The sequence below is a fragment of the Nonomuraea sp. NBC_00507 genome, from assembly GCF_036013525.1.
In the GTDB taxonomy this organism is placed as follows: Bacteria; Actinomycetota; Actinomycetes; order Streptosporangiales; family Streptosporangiaceae; genus Nonomuraea.
On record NZ_CP107853.1, the window covers coordinates 4,109,490 to 4,129,259 of the forward strand.

Annotated in this window: 19 protein-coding genes; 15 read left to right on the forward strand and 4 right to left on the reverse strand. The window is 70.9% G+C overall.

Annotated features, from left to right (window positions below):
- Positions 1–74: 74 nt before the first annotated feature.
- The gene (locus tag OHA25_RS20490) at positions 75–569 is read left to right on the forward strand and encodes a SigE family RNA polymerase sigma factor (RefSeq protein WP_327589128.1); all 495 of its coding nucleotides are present in this window, start codon (positions 75–77) and stop codon (positions 567–569) included.
- The gene (locus OHA25_RS20495; RefSeq protein ID WP_327589129.1) at positions 566–1,789 is read left to right on the forward strand and encodes a hypothetical protein; all 1,224 of its coding nucleotides are present in this window, start codon (positions 566–568) and stop codon (positions 1,787–1,789) included. Before OHA25_RS20490 ends, OHA25_RS20495 begins: the two co-directional genes overlap by 4 nt.
- 54 nt (positions 1,790–1,843) lie before the next feature.
- On the opposite strand, the gene OHA25_RS20500 is transcribed toward OHA25_RS20495, so the two are convergent.
- Positions 1,844–2,497: a TetR family transcriptional regulator gene (locus OHA25_RS20500; protein ID WP_442942128.1), complete on the reverse strand. Its 654-nt coding sequence runs from the start codon at positions 2,495–2,497 to the stop codon at positions 1,844–1,846.
- Between the two features lie 187 nt (positions 2,498–2,684).
- Between OHA25_RS20500 and OHA25_RS20505 the strand changes: the two genes are divergently transcribed.
- The 6 genes from OHA25_RS20505 to OHA25_RS20530 are packed head-to-tail and all read left to right on the forward strand — an operon-like array spanning position 2,685 to position 8,952.
- Complete coding sequence (locus tag OHA25_RS20505; protein ID WP_327589130.1) at positions 2,685–4,298, forward strand: AMP-binding protein; 1,614 nt, start codon at positions 2,685–2,687, stop codon at positions 4,296–4,298.
- Positions 4,298–5,323, forward strand: coding sequence for an acyl-CoA dehydrogenase family protein (locus OHA25_RS20510; RefSeq protein WP_327589131.1), 1,026 nt, complete (start codon positions 4,298–4,300; stop codon positions 5,321–5,323). Before OHA25_RS20505 ends, OHA25_RS20510 begins: the two co-directional genes overlap by 1 nt.
- Positions 5,323–6,477, forward strand: a complete 1,155-nt coding sequence (locus OHA25_RS20515; protein WP_327589132.1) for an acyl-CoA dehydrogenase family protein — start codon at positions 5,323–5,325, stop codon at positions 6,475–6,477. The genes OHA25_RS20510 and OHA25_RS20515 overlap by 1 nt, the downstream gene beginning before the upstream one ends.
- Positions 6,474–7,391, forward strand: coding sequence for a bifunctional MaoC family dehydratase N-terminal/OB-fold nucleic acid binding domain-containing protein (locus tag OHA25_RS20520; protein ID WP_327589133.1), 918 nt, complete (start codon positions 6,474–6,476; stop codon positions 7,389–7,391). Before OHA25_RS20515 ends, OHA25_RS20520 begins: the two co-directional genes overlap by 4 nt.
- Positions 7,388–7,789 carry a MaoC family dehydratase gene (locus OHA25_RS20525; RefSeq protein WP_327589134.1) on the forward strand — a complete coding sequence of 134 codons (402 nt, stop codon included), beginning with the start codon at positions 7,388–7,390 and terminating at the stop codon, positions 7,787–7,789. The genes OHA25_RS20520 and OHA25_RS20525 overlap by 4 nt, the downstream gene beginning before the upstream one ends.
- A complete protein-coding gene (locus OHA25_RS20530; RefSeq protein WP_327589135.1) occupies positions 7,786–8,952 on the forward strand; it encodes a lipid-transfer protein in 1,167 nt (388 codons plus the stop codon). Before OHA25_RS20525 ends, OHA25_RS20530 begins: the two co-directional genes overlap by 4 nt.
- Before the next feature lie 69 nt (positions 8,953–9,021).
- On the opposite strand, the gene OHA25_RS20535 is transcribed toward OHA25_RS20530, so the two are convergent.
- Positions 9,022–9,510 carry a carboxymuconolactone decarboxylase family protein gene (locus OHA25_RS20535; RefSeq protein WP_327589136.1) on the reverse strand — a complete coding sequence of 163 codons (489 nt, stop codon included), beginning with the start codon at positions 9,508–9,510 and terminating at the stop codon, positions 9,022–9,024.
- 248 nt (positions 9,511–9,758) lie between these two features.
- Here OHA25_RS20535 and OHA25_RS20540 point away from each other — a divergent pair, with 248 nt between their 5' ends.
- Positions 9,759–10,646 (forward strand): sigma-70 family RNA polymerase sigma factor, encoded by an 888-nt coding sequence (locus OHA25_RS20540; RefSeq protein WP_327589137.1) that lies wholly within the window; start codon positions 9,759–9,761, stop codon positions 10,644–10,646.
- Here the strand turns inward: OHA25_RS20540 and OHA25_RS20545 are convergent.
- A complete protein-coding gene (locus OHA25_RS20545; RefSeq protein ID WP_327589138.1) occupies positions 10,643–12,187 on the reverse strand; it encodes an RNA polymerase sigma factor in 1,545 nt (514 codons plus the stop codon). The two genes, OHA25_RS20540 and OHA25_RS20545, sit on opposite strands and share 4 nt — an antisense overlap.
- A 261-nt stretch (positions 12,188–12,448) precedes the next feature.
- Between OHA25_RS20545 and OHA25_RS20550 the strand changes: the two genes are divergently transcribed.
- Genes OHA25_RS20550 through OHA25_RS20570 form a run of 5 tightly spaced genes read left to right on the forward strand, consistent with a single transcriptional unit; the run spans position 12,449 to position 16,342 of the window.
- On the forward strand, positions 12,449–13,507 hold the full coding sequence (locus OHA25_RS20550) for an ABC transporter ATP-binding protein (RefSeq protein WP_327589139.1): 1,059 nt from the start codon (positions 12,449–12,451) through the stop codon (positions 13,505–13,507).
- Complete coding sequence (locus OHA25_RS20555) at positions 13,500–14,180, forward strand: ABC transporter permease (RefSeq protein WP_327589140.1); 681 nt, start codon at positions 13,500–13,502, stop codon at positions 14,178–14,180. Before OHA25_RS20550 ends, OHA25_RS20555 begins: the two co-directional genes overlap by 8 nt.
- Positions 14,177–14,869, forward strand: a complete 693-nt coding sequence (locus OHA25_RS20560; protein ID WP_327589141.1) for an ABC transporter permease — start codon at positions 14,177–14,179, stop codon at positions 14,867–14,869. The genes OHA25_RS20555 and OHA25_RS20560 overlap by 4 nt, the downstream gene beginning before the upstream one ends.
- A gap of 38 nt (positions 14,870–14,907) precedes the next feature.
- Positions 14,908–15,840: an ABC transporter substrate-binding protein gene (locus OHA25_RS20565; protein ID WP_327589142.1), complete on the forward strand. Its 933-nt coding sequence runs from the start codon at positions 14,908–14,910 to the stop codon at positions 15,838–15,840.
- A 19-nt stretch (positions 15,841–15,859) separates the two neighbouring features.
- The gene (locus OHA25_RS20570) at positions 15,860–16,342 is read left to right on the forward strand and encodes a flavin reductase family protein (protein ID WP_327589143.1); all 483 of its coding nucleotides are present in this window, start codon (positions 15,860–15,862) and stop codon (positions 16,340–16,342) included.
- Here OHA25_RS20570 and OHA25_RS20575 read toward each other — a convergent pair.
- Positions 16,321–16,827, reverse strand: coding sequence for an SDR family NAD(P)-dependent oxidoreductase (locus OHA25_RS20575; protein ID WP_327589144.1), 507 nt, complete (start codon positions 16,825–16,827; stop codon positions 16,321–16,323). The two genes, OHA25_RS20570 and OHA25_RS20575, sit on opposite strands and share 22 nt — an antisense overlap.
- 155 nt (positions 16,828–16,982) lie before the next feature.
- Here OHA25_RS20575 and OHA25_RS20580 point away from each other — a divergent pair, with 155 nt between their 5' ends.
- Entirely contained in the window at positions 16,983–19,688 is a 2,706-nt protein-coding gene (locus tag OHA25_RS20580) for an ATP-binding protein (protein WP_327589145.1), read from the forward strand.
- Positions 19,689–19,770 lie beyond the last annotated feature (82 nt).

Below are 19,770 nucleotides of genomic sequence, written 5' to 3' on the forward strand. Positions count from 1 at the left end.
GGCGGTGCTCACCTGTCGGATGCAACACCTGCCGTCTCCGTTCCGTCTAGGTCGGGATGGAGGAGGATGCAGACGTGCAGGAAGATCCGCTGTTCGAGCAGTTCGTGGCTGAACGCGTGGACGGATTACTCCGCTACGGCTACGTACTGACCGGCAACCCGCACGACGCGGCCGACCTGGTGCAGGAGGCCCTGGTCCGGCTACGCGGCTCGTGGTCACGGGTGCGCCGGAAGAACGCGCTGGACGGCTACGTCCGGACGACGATGACGCGCCTGCACATCAACGCCTGGCGGGTGCGCAGGCGCGAGCACATCACGGCCACGCCACCCGACAGCACTTATGAGGATGTCGCTTACGAGGGCTCCGGCCTCTGGGAGGTGCTGTCCAAGCTGCCGCGCCGTCAGCGTGCCGTGCTCGTGCTGCGGTACTACGAGCAGTTGACGGACGCGGAGATCGCAGACGTCCTCGGCGTCTCCCGCGGGACCGTACGCAGCCAGGCCTCCCGCGCCCTGGACAAACTTCGCGGCGACCTTCCCGGAATCGTGGAGAAGATGGGGTACGTCACGTGACCAACGACCTGGAGATGTCCCTGGCCGCCGAACTCGCCGCCGCGGCCCGCCACGCCCCCCGCCCCGCCGACGACCTGCTGGCGCGCGTCGAGGAAGAGCACCGCAGGCGCCGCCGGCACGGCGCGGCGGGGTTCGCCGCCGCGGCGGCCGTGGTCCTGTTGACCGCCGGCGCGCCGTTTGTGATCGACGCTGCGAGAGGAACGCCGGCGGCGACGCCCCCGCCCGCCGTCGCCACCACCAAGGCGCCGGTCCAGGAGGTGGATCCGACGTACCCGCCGATCGAGGAAGTCTGGCCCGACGCCGTGCACGTCGTGCCCGCGAGGCTGCCGAACGGCAGGCCGTTCAGGCCGGAGGTGTTTCTCGACGACCACACCGTGCTGGTTCGTACGGAGAGGGACGGCCATGCCGACAAGATGGACGGCCTGTGGGCCTACGACGTCGAGGCACGGACGGCGCGGCTGCTCGTCCCGGTCACGCCGCCGCCCAAGACCGTCGTCACCGCGTCGTTCGTGCTGGCCGACCGCGATCGGCTGTACTGGTGGACGGTGCGCAAGCAGGAGCGCAAGCGGATCGTGGACATCTGGACCGCGCCCCGCGCCGGCGGCACGCAGCGCAGGCTGACCACGTTCGAGGGCGTGCCCGGCTACGGCGGCATCGACCTGGAGATCGCCGGCGACAAGGCGGTGTGGACGCTGTGGGGCAAGGGCGGCGTCTTCGAGATGCCGCTGTCGGGCGGCAAGCCCCGGCTGCTGCCCGGCACATCCGGGTACACGCTGATCGGCTGGCCCTGGGCCGCCACCCCGCGCTACGACCACAAGCGGCGGATCAAGAAGCAGGTGATCTTCGGCGACCTGCTCAATATCGAGACGGGCAAGCGCAGCAAGGCCCCCGTCGAGCCGTTCGCCTCGTGCGGGATCAGCTGGTGCGTGAAGGACGGCACCCTGGTGGGCCGCGACGGCCGCACCCGGGACCTGCCCGGCATGCCAGACATCTTCCCACCGGCGTTTGATCGCTTCCTCACCCTGGTCCAGAGCGGCAAGGGAGCCGAGCTGCGTGGCCAGGTGCTGTACGAGCTGGCCACGGGCCGGGGCGCCGATCTCGGGCTGCGGCCGACCAAGCAGGGGATGCCCACGGCGACGCTGGACTACCGGGCGCGCGGGCTGTTCTGGTACGGCCGGGACGGCAAGCAGGTGATCGTGAATCTGGGCGCCATCCGGTGATCGGCTGCGCCGGGAGCGGAGCAGGTGACGGACTCTGGGGCCGACTCCTGATGGTCAGATGTCGGCCAGCAGCCGGGCGGCGGCGGTTTCGATGCGGCGCTGGATCTGGTCATAGGTGCGGCGGCCACGCAGCATCTCCAGCAGTTCCTGCACCCACACGCTGGCCAGCGACCCCGCCAGATCGCGCTGCTCCTCGCTCGCCTGCTCGAGGGTCAGCCCCTCGGCCGAGACCCGCAGCAACAATCCGGTCATGCGGTCGCCGAACGGCGTCTGCACCTCCGCCATGATCAGGGAGCGGATGAGGGCGTCGGCCAGCTCGGGCTCGCGCATCAGACCGCGGGTGGCCCGCATCAGCACGTCCACCGCGCGGCTCGACGGCGTGGAGGCTCCCGGCGGCCGGCGCTCGATGCTGCTCTCCAGGAGGTCGATCTCCTCGCCGACCACCGCCACGACCAGGTCCATCTTCGAGGGGAAGTATCGATAGAGCGTGCCAAGGGCGACGCCCGCGCGTTCGGCCACCGTGCGCATCTGCATGGCCTCGACCCCGCCGCGCGAGGCCAGGGCGGCCGCGGCCTGGACGATGCGCTTGCGGCGCTGGTGCTGGCTGCGCGTGCGGACGCTGTGCCCGCCCGTCTGAGGCTCGCTTTCCATGGTCTCCTCAGTGCCGCTCGAGGAGGGCGTGGCGATGGTGTCATGCGAGGTACGCATAAGAACACGTTATCTGATTTCTTGAAACGGCGGCTTGTTACTCGCCAGTCACAAACAAGCCTTGTCGGGGCATGTCTACCGCGTTACAGGGAGGTGTCCAGAGTTATCGGCATAGACGGCCTCTGGACAGATATTAGAATCTGTTCTAGTTTGCGATTCGGCTGACCGAGCGCTTGGTGGAGGCGGCATGACCGCGAACACCCTCGCGGCCCTGCTTCTCGCACGGGCCGAGGACGATCGACCTGGGCTGATGTACGAGGACGCGGTGTGGTCGTGGCGCGCGCACGTCGCCGCCTGCCGGGCGGCCGGGGCCTGGTTGTCCGGGCGCGGCAGGGGGCTGCACGTGGGCGTGCTGAGTGAGAACGTTCCAGAGCTGGTCTTCCTGCTGGGCGGGGCGGCACTGGACGGCCACGTGGTCGTGGCGCTGAACCCCACACGCTCGCCTGACGAGCTGATCCGCGACGCCCGCACCACCGACGTCGAGCTGCTCCTGTGGGACGGCCCGCATGAGGAGGCGGCCCGGCTGGTGTCCGGGGCGCTGAGCGGCGTGGAGTCCGTGCCCTTCGCCGGCATCGGATCGCCGGCGGAGGCCGCCACGGACGGATCAGGAGAACCGCCGGCGCCTGAGGACCTCGTGATGCTGATCTTCACCTCCGGCACCTCCGGCCGCCCGCGTGCCGTCCGGATCACCCAGCGGAAGATCGCCGTGCCGGGGACCAGTCTCGGGGCGCTGCTCACGGCCGAAGACGTCGTCTACTGCTCGATGCCGCTGTTCCACTCCGGCGCCCTGATGGCCGCCTACGCCCCCGCCGTCGCGTCGGGCGCGGCGCTGGCGCTGCGGCGGCGCTTCTCGGCCTCAGGGCTGCTGCCCGACGTGCGGCGGTACGGGGCCACGTACCTGCACTACGTCGGCAAGGCGCTCTCCTACGTCCTGGCCACCCCCGAGCGCCCGGACGACGCCGACAACCCGCTCAAGATCGCATTCGGGAACGAGGGGAGCGCGGTCGCGATCAGGCGGTTCGGGGCGCGGTTCGGGTGTCACGTGATCGACGCCTTCGGCTCCACGGAGACGGCGATCTCGCTCAGCCCCGACCCCTCGGGCCCGCCCGGCTGCCTCGGCAGGCTGCCCGAAGGCGTCGCGATCCTCGACCCCTTCACCGGGCGGCCCTGCCCGCCAGGCCGCGTCGAGGACGGCCGCCTGCTCAACCCGGACGAGGCGGTCGGCGAGCTGGTCAACACGACGGGGCTGGGCCTGTTCGAGGGCTACTACAACGACCCGGACGCCGACGCCGAGCGGGTCAGGGACGGCGCTTTCTGGTCGGGCGACCTGGCGTACATGGACGCGGACGGGTACGTGTTCTTCGCCGGGCGCGGCACCGAGCGGTTGCGCGTGGACGGCGAGAACCTGGCCGTCGCGCCCATCGAGGCCGCGTTACGGGAGTTCGCCGGGGTGGTCGAGGCGGCCGTGTACCCGGTGCCCGACGCGGCGGCCGGCGACCAGGTCATGGCGGCGCTCGTGCTGGAGAGGGACTTCGACCCGGAGGCGTTCACCGCGTTCCTCGCCTCCCGGCGCGATCTGGGCGCCAAGTCCTTACCGCGCTATGTCCGCGTTTCTGATCACCTGCCCCAGACGTCCTCCCACAAGGTCGTCAAGCGGCTTCTGGCCCGAGAGGGCTGGCGTACCGGCGACCCGGTCTGGTGGCGTACGCCTGCCGGGCTGCGTCCCCTGACCGACGCGGACGCCAAGGGCATCGAGGAGGAGTTCGTACGGCACGGCAGGCACCATCTCTTGGAGACGTAGTGGATTTCAACCTGGACGAAACACAGCAGGACTTGAAGAAGCTGGCCGCCGAGGTCCTCGCCAGGGAAGGCGATGAGGAGCGGCTGTGGCAGGCCGGGCTGATGAGTGTGTGCGTGCCGGAGGAGGCGGGCGGCGCCGGGCTCGGGCCGGTGGAGATGGCCGTGGTGCTGCGGGAAGTGGGGGCGCGGGCGGCGGCGGTCCCGGCCCTCTCGACGCTGGCGAGCACGCTGGCCCTGGCCCGATACGGCACCCTCGACCAGCAACGACGCTTCAGCGGCACGAGCGGCGAGGGTGGCGCGGCGGCAGGAGCCCGGGCCGGGCGCGCGGGCCGGATGGCGCTCGCGTTGCGGGAGCCGGGCCGCGCCCTGGCCGAGCCGCCTTCGACGGTCGCGCGGCCGTCCGGTGACGGCTGGGCGTTGACCGGTCGCAAGGTCTCCGTGCTCCACCCCGCGTCCGCAGTGCTGGTCAGCGCCGATGAGGGCCTGTTCCTGATCGAGGAGCCGGAGACGACGGCGGAGTTCACGTCCACCGGCGAGCCCGCCGCGACGGTCGTGCTCGAGGACACCCCTGCGGAGCGGCTGGCGGGACCGGAGGCGGTCACCGGCGTCCGGCAGCTCTTCACCGCCGCGGTCGCCGCGCAGGCCAGTGGCGTGCTGGCCGGGGCGCTGGAGTTGACCACCTCCTACATCAGGACCAGGAAGCAGTTCGGCCGGGCGCTGGCCGAGTTCCAGGCCGTGACCATGCAGATCGCCGACGTCTACATCGCGGGCCGGGCGCTGGATGTGGCGATGTGGTCGGCGGTATGGCGGCTGGGCGAGGGCCTGCCGGCCGAGCAGGATCTGGCGCTGGCCGCGTACCACGTCAGTGCGGCCGTCAAGGCTCTCTACACCTGCCAGCACCTGCACGGCGGTCTCGGGCTCGACGTGACGTATCCGCTGCACCGCTACTTCGCCCAGGCCAAGCACCTGTCCCACCTGCTCGGCGGCGCCGACGCCCAGCTGGACCTGATCGGAGCACTCGTCTGATGCTGATCGACCTGACCCCCGAGCAACGCAGGCTCCGCGACGAGCTGCGCGAGTACTTCCAGGGCTGTCTTACCGACGAGGACCGCAGGAAGATCGCTGAGGACCCGTTCGGCGAGGCGTACATGGAGCACTGCCGCCGCCTGGGCCGCGACGGCAAACTCGGCCTCGGCTGGCCCGAGCAGTACGGCGGCGGTGGCTACGGCCCGCTCGAGCAGCAGATCTTCGCCAATGAGATCGCCCGCGCAGGCGTCCCGTATCCGATCATCACGGTCCAGACCGTCGGCCCCACGCTCATGCAGTACGGCACCCAGGAGCAGAAGGACCTCTTCCTGCCGCGCATCCTCGCCGGCGAATGCCACTTCGCCATCGGCTACAGCGAGCCCGAGGCCGGCACCGACCTCGCGTCCCTGCGCACCACGGCGGTGCTCGACGGCGACCACTACGTCGTCAACGGCCAGAAGATCTTCACCAGCGGCGCACACTACGCCCAGTACATCTGGCTGGCCGCCCGGACGAACCCCGAGGCCAAGAAGCACAAGGGCATCACCATGATGATCGCGTCCACGGACGACCCCGGCTTCTCGTGGACCCCGATCGTGACCATGGACGGGCGCCACCACACCAACTCCACCTACTACAGCGACGTCCGCGTGCCGGTGAACATGGTGGTCGGCGAGGTGGACCGCGGCTGGGACCTGATCGTCAACCAGCTCAACCACGAACGGGTCACCCTCGGCCCGGCCGGGAACATCGGCCAGACCTACGACCGCTTCCTCGCCTGGGCCAGGCGCACCGGCCTGGTGGACAACCCGGACGTACGGCGGGCGCTGGCCGCGGTGTGGGCGGCGTTGCGGACGAACGAGCTGCTCAATTGGCAGGTGGCCGCGAACATGGACCTGGGCTGGCTGGGCGCGCCCGACGCGTCGGCCACCAAGATCTACGGCTCCGAGCGCATGCAGGAGGTCGGCAGGATCATCGCCGACGTCCTGGCCAGATACGGCGACCCGAGCGACCCGGAGACGGCCGAGCTGCTCGAACGCAACGACCACGGAGTGAAGGGCGCCGTGGTGCTGACGTTCGGCGGCGGGGTCAACGAGGTGCAGCGGGAGCTGATCGCGATGCTCGGCCTGGGCCTGCCGAGGCCGCCGCGATGAGCGAGGCGAAGCCGATGACGGACGAGGAGCTGCACGACCTCGCGGACAAGCAGGCGGCGCTCGGGGAGGTGCGCGGCACGCCGGCGCCCGACCCGGTGAACATCCCCATGATCAGGCACTGGCTGGCCGCCATGGGCGACGAGAACCCGGCCTACCTGGACAAGGGCGTCGCCCCGCCCGCGATGGCCCAGGTGTGGACCATGCAAGGACTGCGCGCGGGGGCCAAGGACCGCTCGCCGGTGGACGACATGATGACGGCGCTCAACGCCAGCGGCTACACGGGCGTGGTGGCGACCAACTGCGAGCAGACCTACCACCGCTACGCCCGCCTGGGTGAGCGCCTCACCCCCGCGACGAGGTTCGCGGGCCTGGCGGGGCCCAAGAAGACCGCTCTGGGTGTGGGGTACTTCGCCACCTGGAACGTCACCTGGTACGCCGAGGACGACGAGCCGGTGGCGGACATGCTCTTCCGTGTCCTGAAATTTCGCCCGCCCGCCCCCAAAGCCTCAAAAGAGCCCTATCCGCTCCAGCCCGCGATCAACCAGGACACCGCGTTCTTCTGGGAAGGCGTGAAGAAGGGCGAGCTACGCATCCAGAGCTGCGCCGACTGCGGCCTGCTGCGCCACCCGCCGGGCCCGCTGTGCCCCCACTGCCGCTCGGCCGGCCGCTCCTACACGGTCGCGAGCGGCGCAGGGGCCCTCTACAGCTATGTCGTGCACCACCACCCTCCGGTGCCGGGCCGCGAGGTCCCGTTCGTGGTGGGCGTGGTGGAGCTGCCGGAGGGCGTACGGATCGTCGGGAACGTCGTGGACTGCCCCCTGGAGGAGGTGCGGATCGGCATGCCGTTGCGCGTGACGTATCGCCCGATGGACGACGAGCTCGTCCTGCCGATGTGGACACCGGGGGAGCCATGACCGAGACAGGAGCCGTGCTGCCGGAGCTGTCCATCGACCTCACGCCTACCGTGGTCGTCTCCACGGCCCTGGCCACCATGGATTTCACGCCCGTGCACCACGACACCCAGCTCGCCCGCGCCCAGGGCTCGAGGGACATCTTCCTCAACATCCTGACCACCATGGGCCTGGTCGAGCGCTACGTCACCGACTGGGCGGGCCCGGAGGCCGTCATCAAGCGCATCAACGTCAAGCTGGGCGTCCCGGCGTACGCGGGGGACCGCCTCAGCTTCAACGGGACGGTCGCGTCGCGCCAGGACGGCCAGATCACGGTGGAGGTGCGCGGCAAGGTCAGCCTCGGCGACCACGCCACCGGCACGGTAACCCTCATGCTTCCCGAGGAGAACGCACCTTGTTGAGCGGACGCACCGCCATCGCCGGCATCGGCGCCACGGAGTTCAGCAAGAAGTCCGGGCGATCCGAGCTGCGGCTGGCCGCCGAGGCCGTGTTGTCCGCCCTGGACGATGCCGGGCTGTCGCCGGGCGAGGTGGACGGCATGGTGACCTACAGCCAGGACTCCAACCAGGAGATCGCCGTCGCCAGGGAGGTGGGGATCGGCGACCTGACCTTCTTCTCCCGCGTCGAGTACGGCGGCGGCGCGGCCTGCGGCACGGTGGCGCACGCCGCCATGGCCGTGGCCACGGGGATGGCGCGGACGGTGGTCTGCTACCGGGCGTTCAACGAGCGCTCCGGCCGCCGCTTCGGCCAGCCGAACGCCCGCCTGACCGGCGAGCCGACCTCCCAGGGCCTGGAGATGAGCTGGCACGTGCCGTTCGGGCTGATGACCCCGGCGGCCTGGGTGGCCATGTTCGCGCGCCGCTACATGCATGCCTACAACGCGACCTCGGAGGACTTCGGCCGGGTGGCCGTGGCCATGCGCAGGCACGCGGCCACCAACCCGGCCGCCTGGTTCTACCAGCGGCCCATCACGCTGGAGGAGCACCAGGCGTCCAGGTGGATCGTGGAACCGCTGCACCTGCTCGACTGCTGTCAGGAGAGCGACGGCGCGGTGGCCGTGGTCGTGACCTCGGCTGAGCGGGCCCGCGACCTGCGCAGGTCACCCGCGATGATCACGGCCGCCGCGCAGGGCTCCGGAGCCGGCCAGATGATGATGACCAGCTACTACCGCGATGACATGAGTGGTCTGCCGGAAATGTCCATCGTCGGCCGCCGGCTCTGGGAGATGTCCGGGATGTCGCCGCAGGACATCCACACCGCCATCCTCTACGACCACTTCACCCCGTTCGTCCTGGCTCAGCTGGAGGAGCTGGGGTTCTGCGGCCGGGGCGAGGCGCCGGACTTCCTCCGGGACGGCACCATCGAACTGGACGGCCGCCTGCCCGTCAACCCGCACGGCGGGCAGCTGGGGGAGGCGTACATCCACGGCATGAACGGCATCGCCGAAGCCGTTCGCCAGATCCGCGGCACAGCGGCCAACCAACTCCCGGGCGTACGAAACGTCCTGGTCACCGCCGGAACCGGCGTACCGACCAGCGGCCTGATCCTCTCCTCCGACTCGTAGACCCGCCGGGCGACGGGCAGGTGGGCGGGCTGCCCGGCCCGGGCCTCCTGGGACGAAGGGGCAGGCGCTTCACTTCGCCGCGGTCACCCCCACTGGCCGACCTGGTAGTCCCCGGCGGGCTGCTGGGTGATGACGTTCAGGCGGTTTGTAGGCGTTGATGACGGCGATGAGGGCCACCAGGGCGGCGAGCTGGTCCTCGTCGTAGTGCTTGGCGGCGTTCGCCCAGGCCTCGTCGGTGACGCCACCGGCGGCGTCGGCGATGCGGGTGCCCTGCTCGGCCAGCTCCAGGGCGGCGCGCTCGGCCTCGGTGAACACCGTGGCCTCCCGCCAGGCCGCGATCAGGTTCAGGCGCACCGAGGTTTCGCCGGCGTGCGCGGCTTCCTTGGTGTGCCCGTCGATGCAGACGGCGCAGCCGTTGATCTGGCTGGCGCGGATCTTCACCAATTCCTGGGTCGCGGCCGGCAGCGTCGAGTCCTGCACGACCTTGCCTGCCGAGCCGAGGTACTTCATGAACTTGGGCGTGACGGCGTTGCCGAAGTAGTTCACGCGGGCTTCCATGGTCATCTCCTTGCCGTGTTTCGCTGTTACACCGCATTGACGGAACAGCTCGGCAAGACGTGACAGGAGGCGACTGTGATGTGCGTCTCTCTGCCCGTGTGGGCAGCCCCGGCGGTAGGCTGCGCCCCACTTGCCCACACACTTGATGATGTAATGACGTGCCTCTTGAAGGCGCAGCCGTTGATCTGGCTCGCCCGCAGGTAGACGAGGTCGGCCGGTCACTGCGACGGCGAGGGAGAATGTGACCGATGGACGACAAAGATGTGGTGACCGGCGTCTTCGAGGAGCACCGTGATCATTTGCGGGCGGTGGCGTACCGGATGCTCGGCTCGCTGAGCGAGGCCGATGACGCGGTGCAGGAGACCTGGCTCCGGCTCAGCCGCACCGACACCAGCGACGTGGAGAACATGGGCGGCTGGCTCACCACGGTCGTGGGCCGCGTCTGCCTCAACATGCTGCGCTCCCGCCGCACGCGCGGTGAGGAGCCCTTGGAGACGCGTATGCCGGATCCGGTGGTGAGCACCGTCGACGGCGTCGACCCCGAGCACGAGGCGCTCCTGTCCGACTCGGTGGGCCTGGCGCTGCTCGTGGTGCTCCAGACGCTCGATCCGGCGGAGCGGTTGGCGTTCGTGCTGCACGACATGTTCGCCGTGCCCTTCGACGAGATCGCCCCCATCGTGGACCGCACCCCGGCCGCGACCCGTCAGCTCGCCAGCCGCGCCCGGCGCCGGGTACGCGGCGCGGCCGCGGAGCCGGACCCGGACCTGTCGCGGCAGCGCAAGGTGGTGGACGCCTTCATGACGGCCGCGCGGGCCGGCGACTTCGACGCCCTGGTCGCGGTGCTGGACCCGGACATCGTCCTGCGCGTGGACCAGGGCGCTCTGCCGAGCGGCCGCTGGCTGGAGCTCCATGGGGCCCTGGCGGTGGCCAAGCAGGCGCTTATGTTCCAGCGGATGGCCCAGATTGCTCAGCCGATCCTGGTCAACGGCGTACCCGGTCTGCTCAACACGGCCGGCGGCAAGGTGGTGTCGGTCGGGGCCTTCACCGTCGCGGGAGGCAAGGTCGTGGCCTTTGACATCCTCGCCGACGTGGACCGCCTGAGCACGCTCGACCTGACGGCGGTCGAGCGGGCTTAGGGATCGACGAACATCGGCACGGAGAAGAACACGATCATCGCGATCGCCACGCAGATCAGGAAGCCGATCAGCTCCCAGGCCCAGTCGTAGTGGCGTTCCCCGCGGCGGCGCGCCTTCTCCGGCCGGGGCTTGTCCGGACGGCGCTTGGGGACGGGCCTGGCCCGGACCGGACGAGGGGCGAGCAAGGACTCCTTCGGCTCCTCGGCCGGCTCGTTCTCCCAGGGCAACGGCATCCGGTAAACCGGCTCCATGGGCTTGGGACGCGGCTTGAACAGCGGCGCCGTGTCGTCGCCCACCGAGTCCTCGGGCTCCGGCTGGAGCGGGCGGGCCGGGCCCTTGTGGACCAGCACGTCCTCGGCCGGGGACGGCTGCGACCGACGCGCCGGCCTGGGCCTGCGTAATTCCCTGCGTCCCTCGCCCCTGGACGGCAACGGGTCACGGCCGGGCGCCGGGAAGTCGGAGCGCGCCTCGCCGCCCGGCGCGAGAAGGTCGCCCGCCTCGAACGGCGGCCGGAGCGGCGTCTCGGTGGGCAGGAGCACGTCGCCCGTCGCGAACGGCTCGGGCGAGTTCTTCGGCAGGAGCACGTCCCCCGTGGCGAACGGCTCCGACTCGTCCGCCGGCGCCGCCATGAAGAAAGGCCGCTCCTCGAACGGACGGGAGGAGTCCAGGGCGCCCAGCGGATCCCTGAGCGGGCGGCCGAGGCCGGGCGGCGGGCGCAGCGGATCCCTGAGCGGGCGGCCGAGGCTGGGCGGCGGGCGCAGCGGGTCGCGGACCTTGGGCATCGGGGCCGTGGTCGCCTCGTGGTGGGAGACCCGGGACGACGGCGGCGTCAGCAGCTCCTTGGGGAAGATCAATGTGCTCGTCGCCGGGTCGGCGTCGGACAGCGGCTGCGGCCACATCGGCGGGCTGGGCCAGCGCGGCTTCACGAACAACGGCGCGGGCGTGGCCGAACGCGAGCCGGCGAAGTGGATGCGCAGCGCCCCGGGCGGCTGCGGCCACGGCAGGCGGCCGAGCACGTCACGCAGCGGCGCGACCCCCAGCGCGCCGTAGATGTCGGCGATCGGCTTGGGCACGCGTACCCCGGTGGAGGCCAGCGCCGCACCGAGAGCCTGCCGGAACCGATGCCCCGCCCCCACGGCCAGCTCCTCTGCCGTGTCGGGCGCGACGTCGAGCACCCAGGCCAGCTCGGCCTTGCTCAGCCCGCAGACCGCGCAGAGCACCAGCACCTCCCGCTGGTGCGGACGCAGCTCCCGCAGGCTGCGTTCGACGAGCGACGTGGCCGGATCGATGAGCGGGTCCACCATGGGCGGCGCGTAGACGACGTCCCGCCGGTGGATCTGGCGGCGAGCGAAGGCGTAGAGAGCGGCACGGGGCGGCTCCGCGGCGGGCACGCCGGAGAGCACCGACATCAGGACGTCGGACGCGGAGCCGAGGTCGCCGAGCTGGTCAGCGCAGTACGCGAACAGCCCGGCGGCATGACGGTCGTAGAGCTCTGCGATCAGTTCTGCGCGTGGGCGCTGATCGGTGAGCGGCTGGGACACGGGGCCGGATCCTCTTGCTCGGTGCGGACGCTGAGGGTGGTGAGGGATGCGCGTCAGGTGATTGTGGAGGTAATCATGCCAACACAGACCGGTCCGGCGCACTACCAGATCCAGATTTAAGTAAATATGCCTGGTCAGTGAAACGCTTAAGCCAGGCCCAAGGGGACAGAGCGGGCTGGATCGCCGTAGTCTGTGGGTCCCAGAGATCATGCGGCGGTCGTGGCAGGGGGCCGCGGCCCTGCCCAGAGCGAGAGGTCACGCGTGATCACATTCGACGCTGTCACCAAACGCTACCCGGACGGCACGGTCGCCGTGGATCACCTCAGCCTGGAGGCGCCCACCGGCGAAATCACGGTGCTCGTCGGCCCCTCCGGCTGTGGGAAGACGACGTCGCTTCGGATGATCAACCGCATGATCGACGCCTCCGAGGGCCGGATCCTCCTCGACGGCGAGCCCGTGCAGGGCATCGACCCGCCGACGCTGCGGCGCGGCATCGGGTACGTCATCCAGCAGGCAGGGCTGTTCCCGCACCGGAAGATCGTCGACAACATCGCCACCGTCCCCTACCTGCTCGGCTGGGACAAGAAGAAGGCCCGCGCGCGGGCCATGGAGCTGCTGGAACGCGTCGGCCTGGACCCGGCGCTGGCCGGCCGTTACCCGTTCCAGCTGTCCGGCGGGCAGCAGCAGCGCGTGGGCGTGGCCAGGGCGCTGGCCGCCGATCCGCCGGTGCTGCTCATGGACGAGCCGTTCAGCGCCGTGGACCCCATCGTGCGCACGAGCCTGCAGGACGAGTTGCTCAGGCTCCAGGCGGAGCTCAACAAGACCATCGTCTTCGTCACGCACGACATCGACGAGGCGATCAAGCTCGGCGACCGCGTGGCCGTGTTGCGGGTGGGCGGCACGCTGGCTCAGCTCGCCGATCCCAAGACGCTGTTGTCGGAGCCGGCCGACGATTTCGTGCGCGAGTTCCTCGGGCACGACAGGGGGATCAGGCGGCTGCAGTTCATCTCCACCGAAGGGCTGCGGCTGCGTACCGACCTGACCGTCGAGGAGGGCGCCGAGCGCGGCACGTCCGAGCCCTGGCTGCTGGTGGTGGACGCCGAGGGCCGGCCGACCGGCTGGGTCTCCGGGGCGCGGCCCGGCGAGCTGGAGCCGTACGGGACGTTCGTGCCGGGCCGTGACTCGATGCGCTCGGCGCTCGACGCGGCGCTGCTGTCGCCGTCCGGCTGCGCCGTGGCCGTGGACGAGCAGGGCAAGGTCGTCGGCGTGGCCACCAGGGAGACGCTCGACCAGGCGCTGGCGGAGGCGGCAGATGGGTGATGGTCCTCCCTCGATCTGGGAGTGGATCGCCCGCAACTGGGACACCGGGCGGGTCGACAGCATCAGGAACCTGCTCACCGACCACCTGACCATGTCGCTCGTGCCGATCCTGGTCGCGCTGGTCGTGGCGCTGCCGCTCGGCCTGGCCTGCGTGCGCTGGCGCTGGCTCTACCAGCCCACGGCGGGGCTCTTCAACGTCGTGTACGCCCTGCCGTCGCTGCCGGTCTTCATGTTGCTGATCTCGGTGACCGGGCTGTCGCAGACCACAGTGATCATCCCGCTGACCTTCTACGGCATGGCCGTACTCATCCCGGCCGTGGTGGACGGGCTGGGCTCGGTGCCCGACCACGTCCGCCAGTCGGCGGTCGCGATGGGGTTCACGCCGCTGCGCCGTCTGCTGCTGGTCGAGCTGCCGATCGCGGTGCCGGTCGTGCTGGCCGGGCTGCGAGTGGTCGCGGTCTCCAGTATCAGCCTGGTCAGTGTGGGCGCGCTGATCGGGCAGGGCGGGCTCGGCGGGCTGTTCACACGGGCGTACCAGAACCCGTTCATGCCGCCCGTCATCGTCGGCATCGTGCTGATCGTGGCGCTGGCGCTGATCGCCGACGGGCTGATCGTGCTGGCGCAGCGGCTGCTCACCCCCTGGGTGCGGGCACGGAAGGGGCAGACGTCGTGAGCTGGTTGACCGCCTTCTTCTCCTGGCTGGGGGAGTTCTTCGGGAACCCGGAGAACTGGTCCGGGTCCGGCGGCATCCCCATGCGACTGCTGGAGCACCTGGAGTTCTCGGCTCTCGCCCTCGCCCTGGCGGCGCTGATCGCGGTGCCGATCGGCCTGCTGATCGGCCACACCGGCCGGGGCGAGGTGGTGGTCGTCGTCTCGGCGAACCTGGCCAGGGCGCTGCCCACACTGGGCCTGCTGGTGATGTTCGTGCTGCTGCTCGGCGCGGCCTCGATCTGGCCGGTGATCATTCCGCTGGTCTTGCTGTCGGTGCCGCCGATCCTGGTGAACACCTTCGAGGGCATCAGAGGGGTCGACCCCGAGCTGCGGGACGCGGCGTACGGGATGGGGCTGCGGGGCGGGCAGGTGCTCCTGCGGGTACTGGTGCCGGTCGCGCTGCCGCTGATCCTGCTGGGCTGTCGGCTCTCGGCGATCCAGGTCGTCGCCACCACCACCGTTGCCGCGTACACGGGGCTGGGCGGCCTCGGGCGGTACGTGATCGACGGGTTCGCGACGAAGGATTACGCGAGCGTCGTCGGCGGTTCAGTACTGATTGTGCTGTTTGCGCTCGTGGTGCAGATCTTGTTCACGCTCGCCCAGAGGGTGACGGTCTCGCCGGGGGTGAGCCAGCGACTTAAGGTCCGATAGTCTCCTATATAACCTCCCGCTTAGAAGGGAATAGCAAGATGAGACGCAAGTACGGCATCGCGGGGGTGCTGATCTCGGCGATGCTCGCGCTGGCCGCCTGCGGTGGCGGCGGCAGCACCGGCACCGGGGGCAACCCGCTCGACACCTCGAGCGCGGCTCCCAGCGGCTCGGCCTCAGGCGGGGGTGGTAAGGCCATCATCGGATCCGCTGACTTCGACGAGAACGTGCTGCTCGCGTCGATCTACGCCCAGGCGCTGCAGGCCAAGGGCGTGCAGGTCGAGGAGAAGCCGCGCATCGGGAGCAGGGAGGTGCTCTACGACCAGGTCAAGAGCGGCGGCCTGACCATCGTGCCCGAGTACAACGGCAACCTGCTGGCCTTCATCGACCAGCAGACCACCGCGGCCACCACCGAGGAAGTCAACGCCGGGCTGAAGGAGAAGCTGCCTGCCGAGTTGGAGGTGCTGGACTCCTCGCCCGCCGAGGACAAGGACAGCCTGTCCATCACCAAGGACACCCAGACCAAGCAGTCGCTCAACACCATCGAAGACCTCGCCAAGGTCTCCAAGACCATGACCGTCGGCGGCCCGCCCGAGTTCAAGAAGCGGTGGGAGGCGCGGTTCAAGGAGGTCTACGGGATCGAGTTCAAGGCGTGGGAGCCCACGGGACCGACCACCCCTGACGCGATCAAGGACGGCACGATCCAGGTCGGCAACGTCTTCACCACTGACCCCAAGATGACGGCCAACAACCTGGTGCCCCTGCAGGACCCCAAGAACATCTTCCCCGCCCAGAACGTGACGCCGCTGCTCAACAAGGCCGCCGCGACCGACACGATCAGGACCACGCTGAACTCCATCTCGGCCAAGCTGACCACGCAGTCTCTGCTCGACATGATGCAGAAGATCTCCGTGAACAAGGACGAGCCCGCCACGGTGGCCAAGGAATGGCTGACCTCCAACGGCCTCGCCTGAGCCTTTCGGAGCCCTGGCGGTGAGCGAGTTCACGGAGGCAATGGCCCAGCTCGCCGCCGGGGTCTCGGTCGTGACCGTCCGCGACGGACGGGACGACCTGGGGACGACGGTGTCCGCCCTGATGTCGGTCTCCCTCGAACCCCCGCTGGTGCTGGTCAGCCTGGCCAGCCGCAGTTACCTCAACGAGGTCCTGCTTCGCCAGGACCGCTGGGCCGCCTCCCTGCTGTCCTCCCGCCAGGCCGCCATCGCCAGCCGCTTCGCCACTCCCGGCCGGCCCAGCGCCCGGCTCCTGGTGGCCGGCATCCCCCACCACCGCGGGGCGCACACGGAGGCGCTGGTGGTGGAGGGTGGGGTGGCCGCCCTGGAGGCCGAGACCACCAAGGTGGTCGCGGCCGGCGACCACACGTTGTTCATCGCCTCCGTCCTGGCCGTCCCTTACGTCAACCCCGCACTCCAGCCGTTGGTACGGCTCCGCGGCCGCTACCGCCCGATGGGCACCTGACGAGCGACACACCACACGACGGCGGTGGCGACGTCCTCCTCACTGCCCACGGCCACGGCGTCGATCCGCACGCCGGAGCCCGCGACGTCCAGCGCCACCCTGCGGGTCAGCTCGGCCACCGCGGCGTGCGCGCAGGCGGTCGCCGCCAGGTTGACGACGCGGCCGCCGTGCCGCATCGCGGGGATCTCGTACTTCATCGCCAGCGCCACCTCACCCACCTCGGCGTGGTTGAACGCGGCGTCGAGCCGGCCGAACGAGCCGAGCGTCTGCTCGACCAGCCGCCGCACCGACACCGGGTTGGCGAGGTCCGCCGGGACGGCGACGGCCTGGCCCCCCGCTGAGCCGATGTCCGCGGCCAGCGCCTCGAGAGCCTGACCGTCGCGGTCGGTGAGAACCACGCCGGCGCCGGCCCTGCTCAGGGCGCGGGACACCGCGGCGCCGATGGCGCTGCCCGCGCCGGTGACCAGGGCGGTGCGACCGCTCAACGCTCCGAGCGTCATGATGGCCTCGCACTCTGTGAATGTTCCTGTGAACGCGGTCGACGCTAGGGGCCAGGTCGCGCGGGCCGCATCAGTGAAGTCGCCGGTCTTCGGGGATCACGCGCGTTGTCACCGGTGCGGCCGCTTTCTATGCTCGGCGTGTGCTGGGGAGAGACGCCGAGGCGAAGCTGCTCGAGTCGTTGCTGCGGCACGCCGCCGAGGGACACGGCGGCGGGGTCGTCCTGCACGGTGAGCCGGGCATCGGCAAGACCGCACTGTTGTCGTACGCCACTGAGCAGGCCGCCGGCTTCCAGGTGCTGCGCGCGGTCGGCGTCGAGCCGGAGGCCGATCTCGCCTACGCGATACTGCACCAGCTCCTCTTCCCCGTGCTCGGGTCGGTCGACGAGCTGCCCGGCCCGCAGGCGCAGGCCCTGCGGATCCTGTTCGGGCGCGCGCACGGCGCACCGCCCGACGCGTTCCTGGTGGCGCTGTCGACCCTGTCGCTGCTGTCCCTGCTGGCCGGCGAGAAGCCGGTGCTGTGCGTGGTCGACGACGCGCACTGGGCCGATCAGCCGACGCTGAAGACCCTCGCGTTCGTCGCCCGCCGGCTGGACAACGAGCCCGTCGTGCTGGCGCTGGCCGCGCGTGCCGACGAGGGCCACGCCACGGACCTGCCCCACCTGCGCCGGGTCCCGCTCATGGGGCTCAAGCCGGACGCGGCCAGGGCGCTGCTCGCCGAGCACGCCGGTGGGCGGCGGCTGACCGACGGCGAGCAGACCCACCTGCTGGCCGCCACCGGCGGCAACCCCCTTGCCCTGCTGGAGCTGGCAGGAAAGGAGATGCCACCGGAGGGCACGCAGGAGCCGCCCGCCCTGACCGATGAGCTGCGGCGTTCGTTCCTGACCAAGATCCGGGCTGGGTATGCCGCCTCGTTGCCGCTGCTCCAGTTGATCGCCGCCGACGGCTCCGGCAGCGTCGAAACCATCGAGAAAGCGGCCGCGTCGCTGCGGATCGGCGCCGACCCGTTGCACCGCGCCGAGCTCGACGAGCTGCTGACGTACGACGGAGCCCGGCTGGTGTTCCGGCACCCGCTGATCCGTTCGGCGGTCTACCACAGCGCCTCGGCCGACCGGCGGGTCGCGCTCCATCGTGCCCTCGCCTCGGCCTTCGACACCCCGGCCGACCAGCACCGCCGTGCCTGGCACCTCGGGCAGGCCGCCGTCGGCCACGACGAGCAGGCCGCCGAGCACCTCGAGCGCTCCGCCGCGCAGGCGGCTCTGCGCGGCGGCCCCGCCGCGGCCATGGCCGCGCTGTCCCGGGCGGCCGAGCTCACCGCCGACGGTTCGCGCCGGGGGCGGCGGTTGTGGAACGCCGCGCTCGCCGCCATCGGAGGGGGATTCACCGCCGCGGCCGTGGAACTGCTCGACCGCGCCGAGCGCGAGCCCCACCTGGAGGAGGGGGACCGCATCGCCCTGGCCGCGATCCGCGCCACCGTGGCGGAGTTCGCCGGCTCGCCCGAGGAGGCGATGGACCTCATCAAGCCGTGGATCCCGCGGGCGCTGCGGATCGACCGGCGCCTGTTCACCCCGACCGTCGCGATGTACGCCGACCTCGGTCTGCGCGTCAACCGGCCGCAGGCGTGGGCCGACCTCGCCGGCTGGCTCGACGGGATCACGCCGGCGCCGGACGATCCGCGGGACGCCGTGCTGGGGCTGCTGCGCAGTGCCTGCCTGGCCCGCGCCGGCCACGATCCTGGACCGCGAGACTGGGCCGTGGTCGAGTCGCTGGCAGATCCGGTCACGATGACCCTGGCCGGGGGGATCGCTCGTCAGCTCGGCGACTACGAGCTGAGCAGGCGCCTGCATCGCACGGCCGGGCAGCTGGCGCGCGCCAACGGATCACTCGGTGCGCTCGCCTGGAATCTTGAGTATCAGTCCGCCGACGAGATCGCGCGTGGCCGGTTCGGGCTCGCCGAGGCCTACGCCGAGGAGGGCCTCCAGTTCGCCAACGAGGTCGGCCAGCCGAACACGGCCTGCCGCCACCAAGGGCTGCTGGCCTTGTGCGCGGCCATCCGGGGCCGGCCGGAAGCCGCGAAGCTGGCCACCGATGTGCTGGCCGAGGCAAGCGGCCGCAACCTGGCCGACGCCATGTCCTACGCCAGGCGGGCGCTCGGGCTCATCGACCTGGTCGCGGGCCGGCACCGCGAAGCCGCGCGGCACTTCGAGGCGGTCGGCGTCTGGGACGCCGACATGCCCTCGGACCTGGCCATGGCCGTCGTTCCCGACCTCGTCGAGGCCCTGGTCAGAGCAGGCGAGCGCGACCGGGCCGCCGCGGCCACGGCCCGCTATGCCCGGTGGACCGAGCACGCCGCCGCGCCCGAGCCGGCCGCCCTCACGGCCCGCTGCCGGGCGCTGGTCCGCGCCGATGGCAGCGCCCACTATGCGGAAAGCCTGCGCCTGCACGCCAGGTCCGACGCTCCGCTGGAGCACGCCCGTACCGAACTGCTGCTCGGCGAGCACCTGCGGCGGGACCGGCGGCGCTCCGAGGCCCAGCGGCACCTGCGCGGCGCCGCGGACGACTTCCGCCGCATCGGCGCACTCGCCTGGGCCGAACGCGCGCTGGGCGAGCTGCGCGCCACAGGGGAGTCGGCACGCGCCCCCGAGGCGGGCGTGCTGAGCACGCTCACCCCGCAGGAGCTACGCATCACGCTGGCCGTCGGCGAAGGGCTGACCAACCGGGAGATCGCCGCGCAGTTGTTCCTCAGCCCGCGGACCGTGGACTACCACCTGCGCAAAGTCTTCCAGAAGGCCGACATCACCTCGCGAGCCGAGCTCATGCGGCTGGTCCTGGCCGAACGCCCCGCCTGAAGGACCGGCGACTTCACTGATTCGGCGGCCACCCCTCGCTTCCTAGCGTTGGCGACGTCACATTCCGCACGTTAGGAGTCCC

Bases quoted from the DNA above. Each gene is read 5' to 3' on its own strand.
- OHA25_RS20525 (WP_327589134.1), top strand. From the start codon at position 7,388: ATGACCGAGACAGGAGCCGTGCTGCCGGAGCTGTCCATCGACCTCACG.
- OHA25_RS20520 (WP_327589133.1), top strand. From the start codon at position 6,474: ATGAGCGAGGCGAAGCCGATGACGGACGAGGAGCTGCACGACCTCGCG.
- OHA25_RS20515 (WP_327589132.1), top strand. From the start codon at position 5,323: ATGCTGATCGACCTGACCCCCGAGCAACGCAGGCTCCGCGACGAGCTG.
- OHA25_RS20540 (WP_327589137.1), top strand. From the start codon at position 9,759: ATGGACGACAAAGATGTGGTGACCGGCGTCTTCGAGGAGCACCGTGAT.
- OHA25_RS20555 (WP_327589140.1), top strand. From the start codon at position 13,500: ATGGGTGATGGTCCTCCCTCGATCTGGGAGTGGATCGCCCGCAACTGG.
- OHA25_RS20535 (WP_327589136.1), bottom strand. From the start codon at position 9,510: ATGGAAGCCCGCGTGAACTACTTCGGCAACGCCGTCACGCCCAAGTTC.
- OHA25_RS20565 (WP_327589142.1), top strand. From the start codon at position 14,908: ATGAGACGCAAGTACGGCATCGCGGGGGTGCTGATCTCGGCGATGCTC.
- OHA25_RS20505 (WP_327589130.1), top strand. From the start codon at position 2,685: ATGACCGCGAACACCCTCGCGGCCCTGCTTCTCGCACGGGCCGAGGAC.
- OHA25_RS20500 (WP_442942128.1), bottom strand. From the start codon at position 2,497: ATGCGTACCTCGCATGACACCATCGCCACGCCCTCCTCGAGCGGCACT.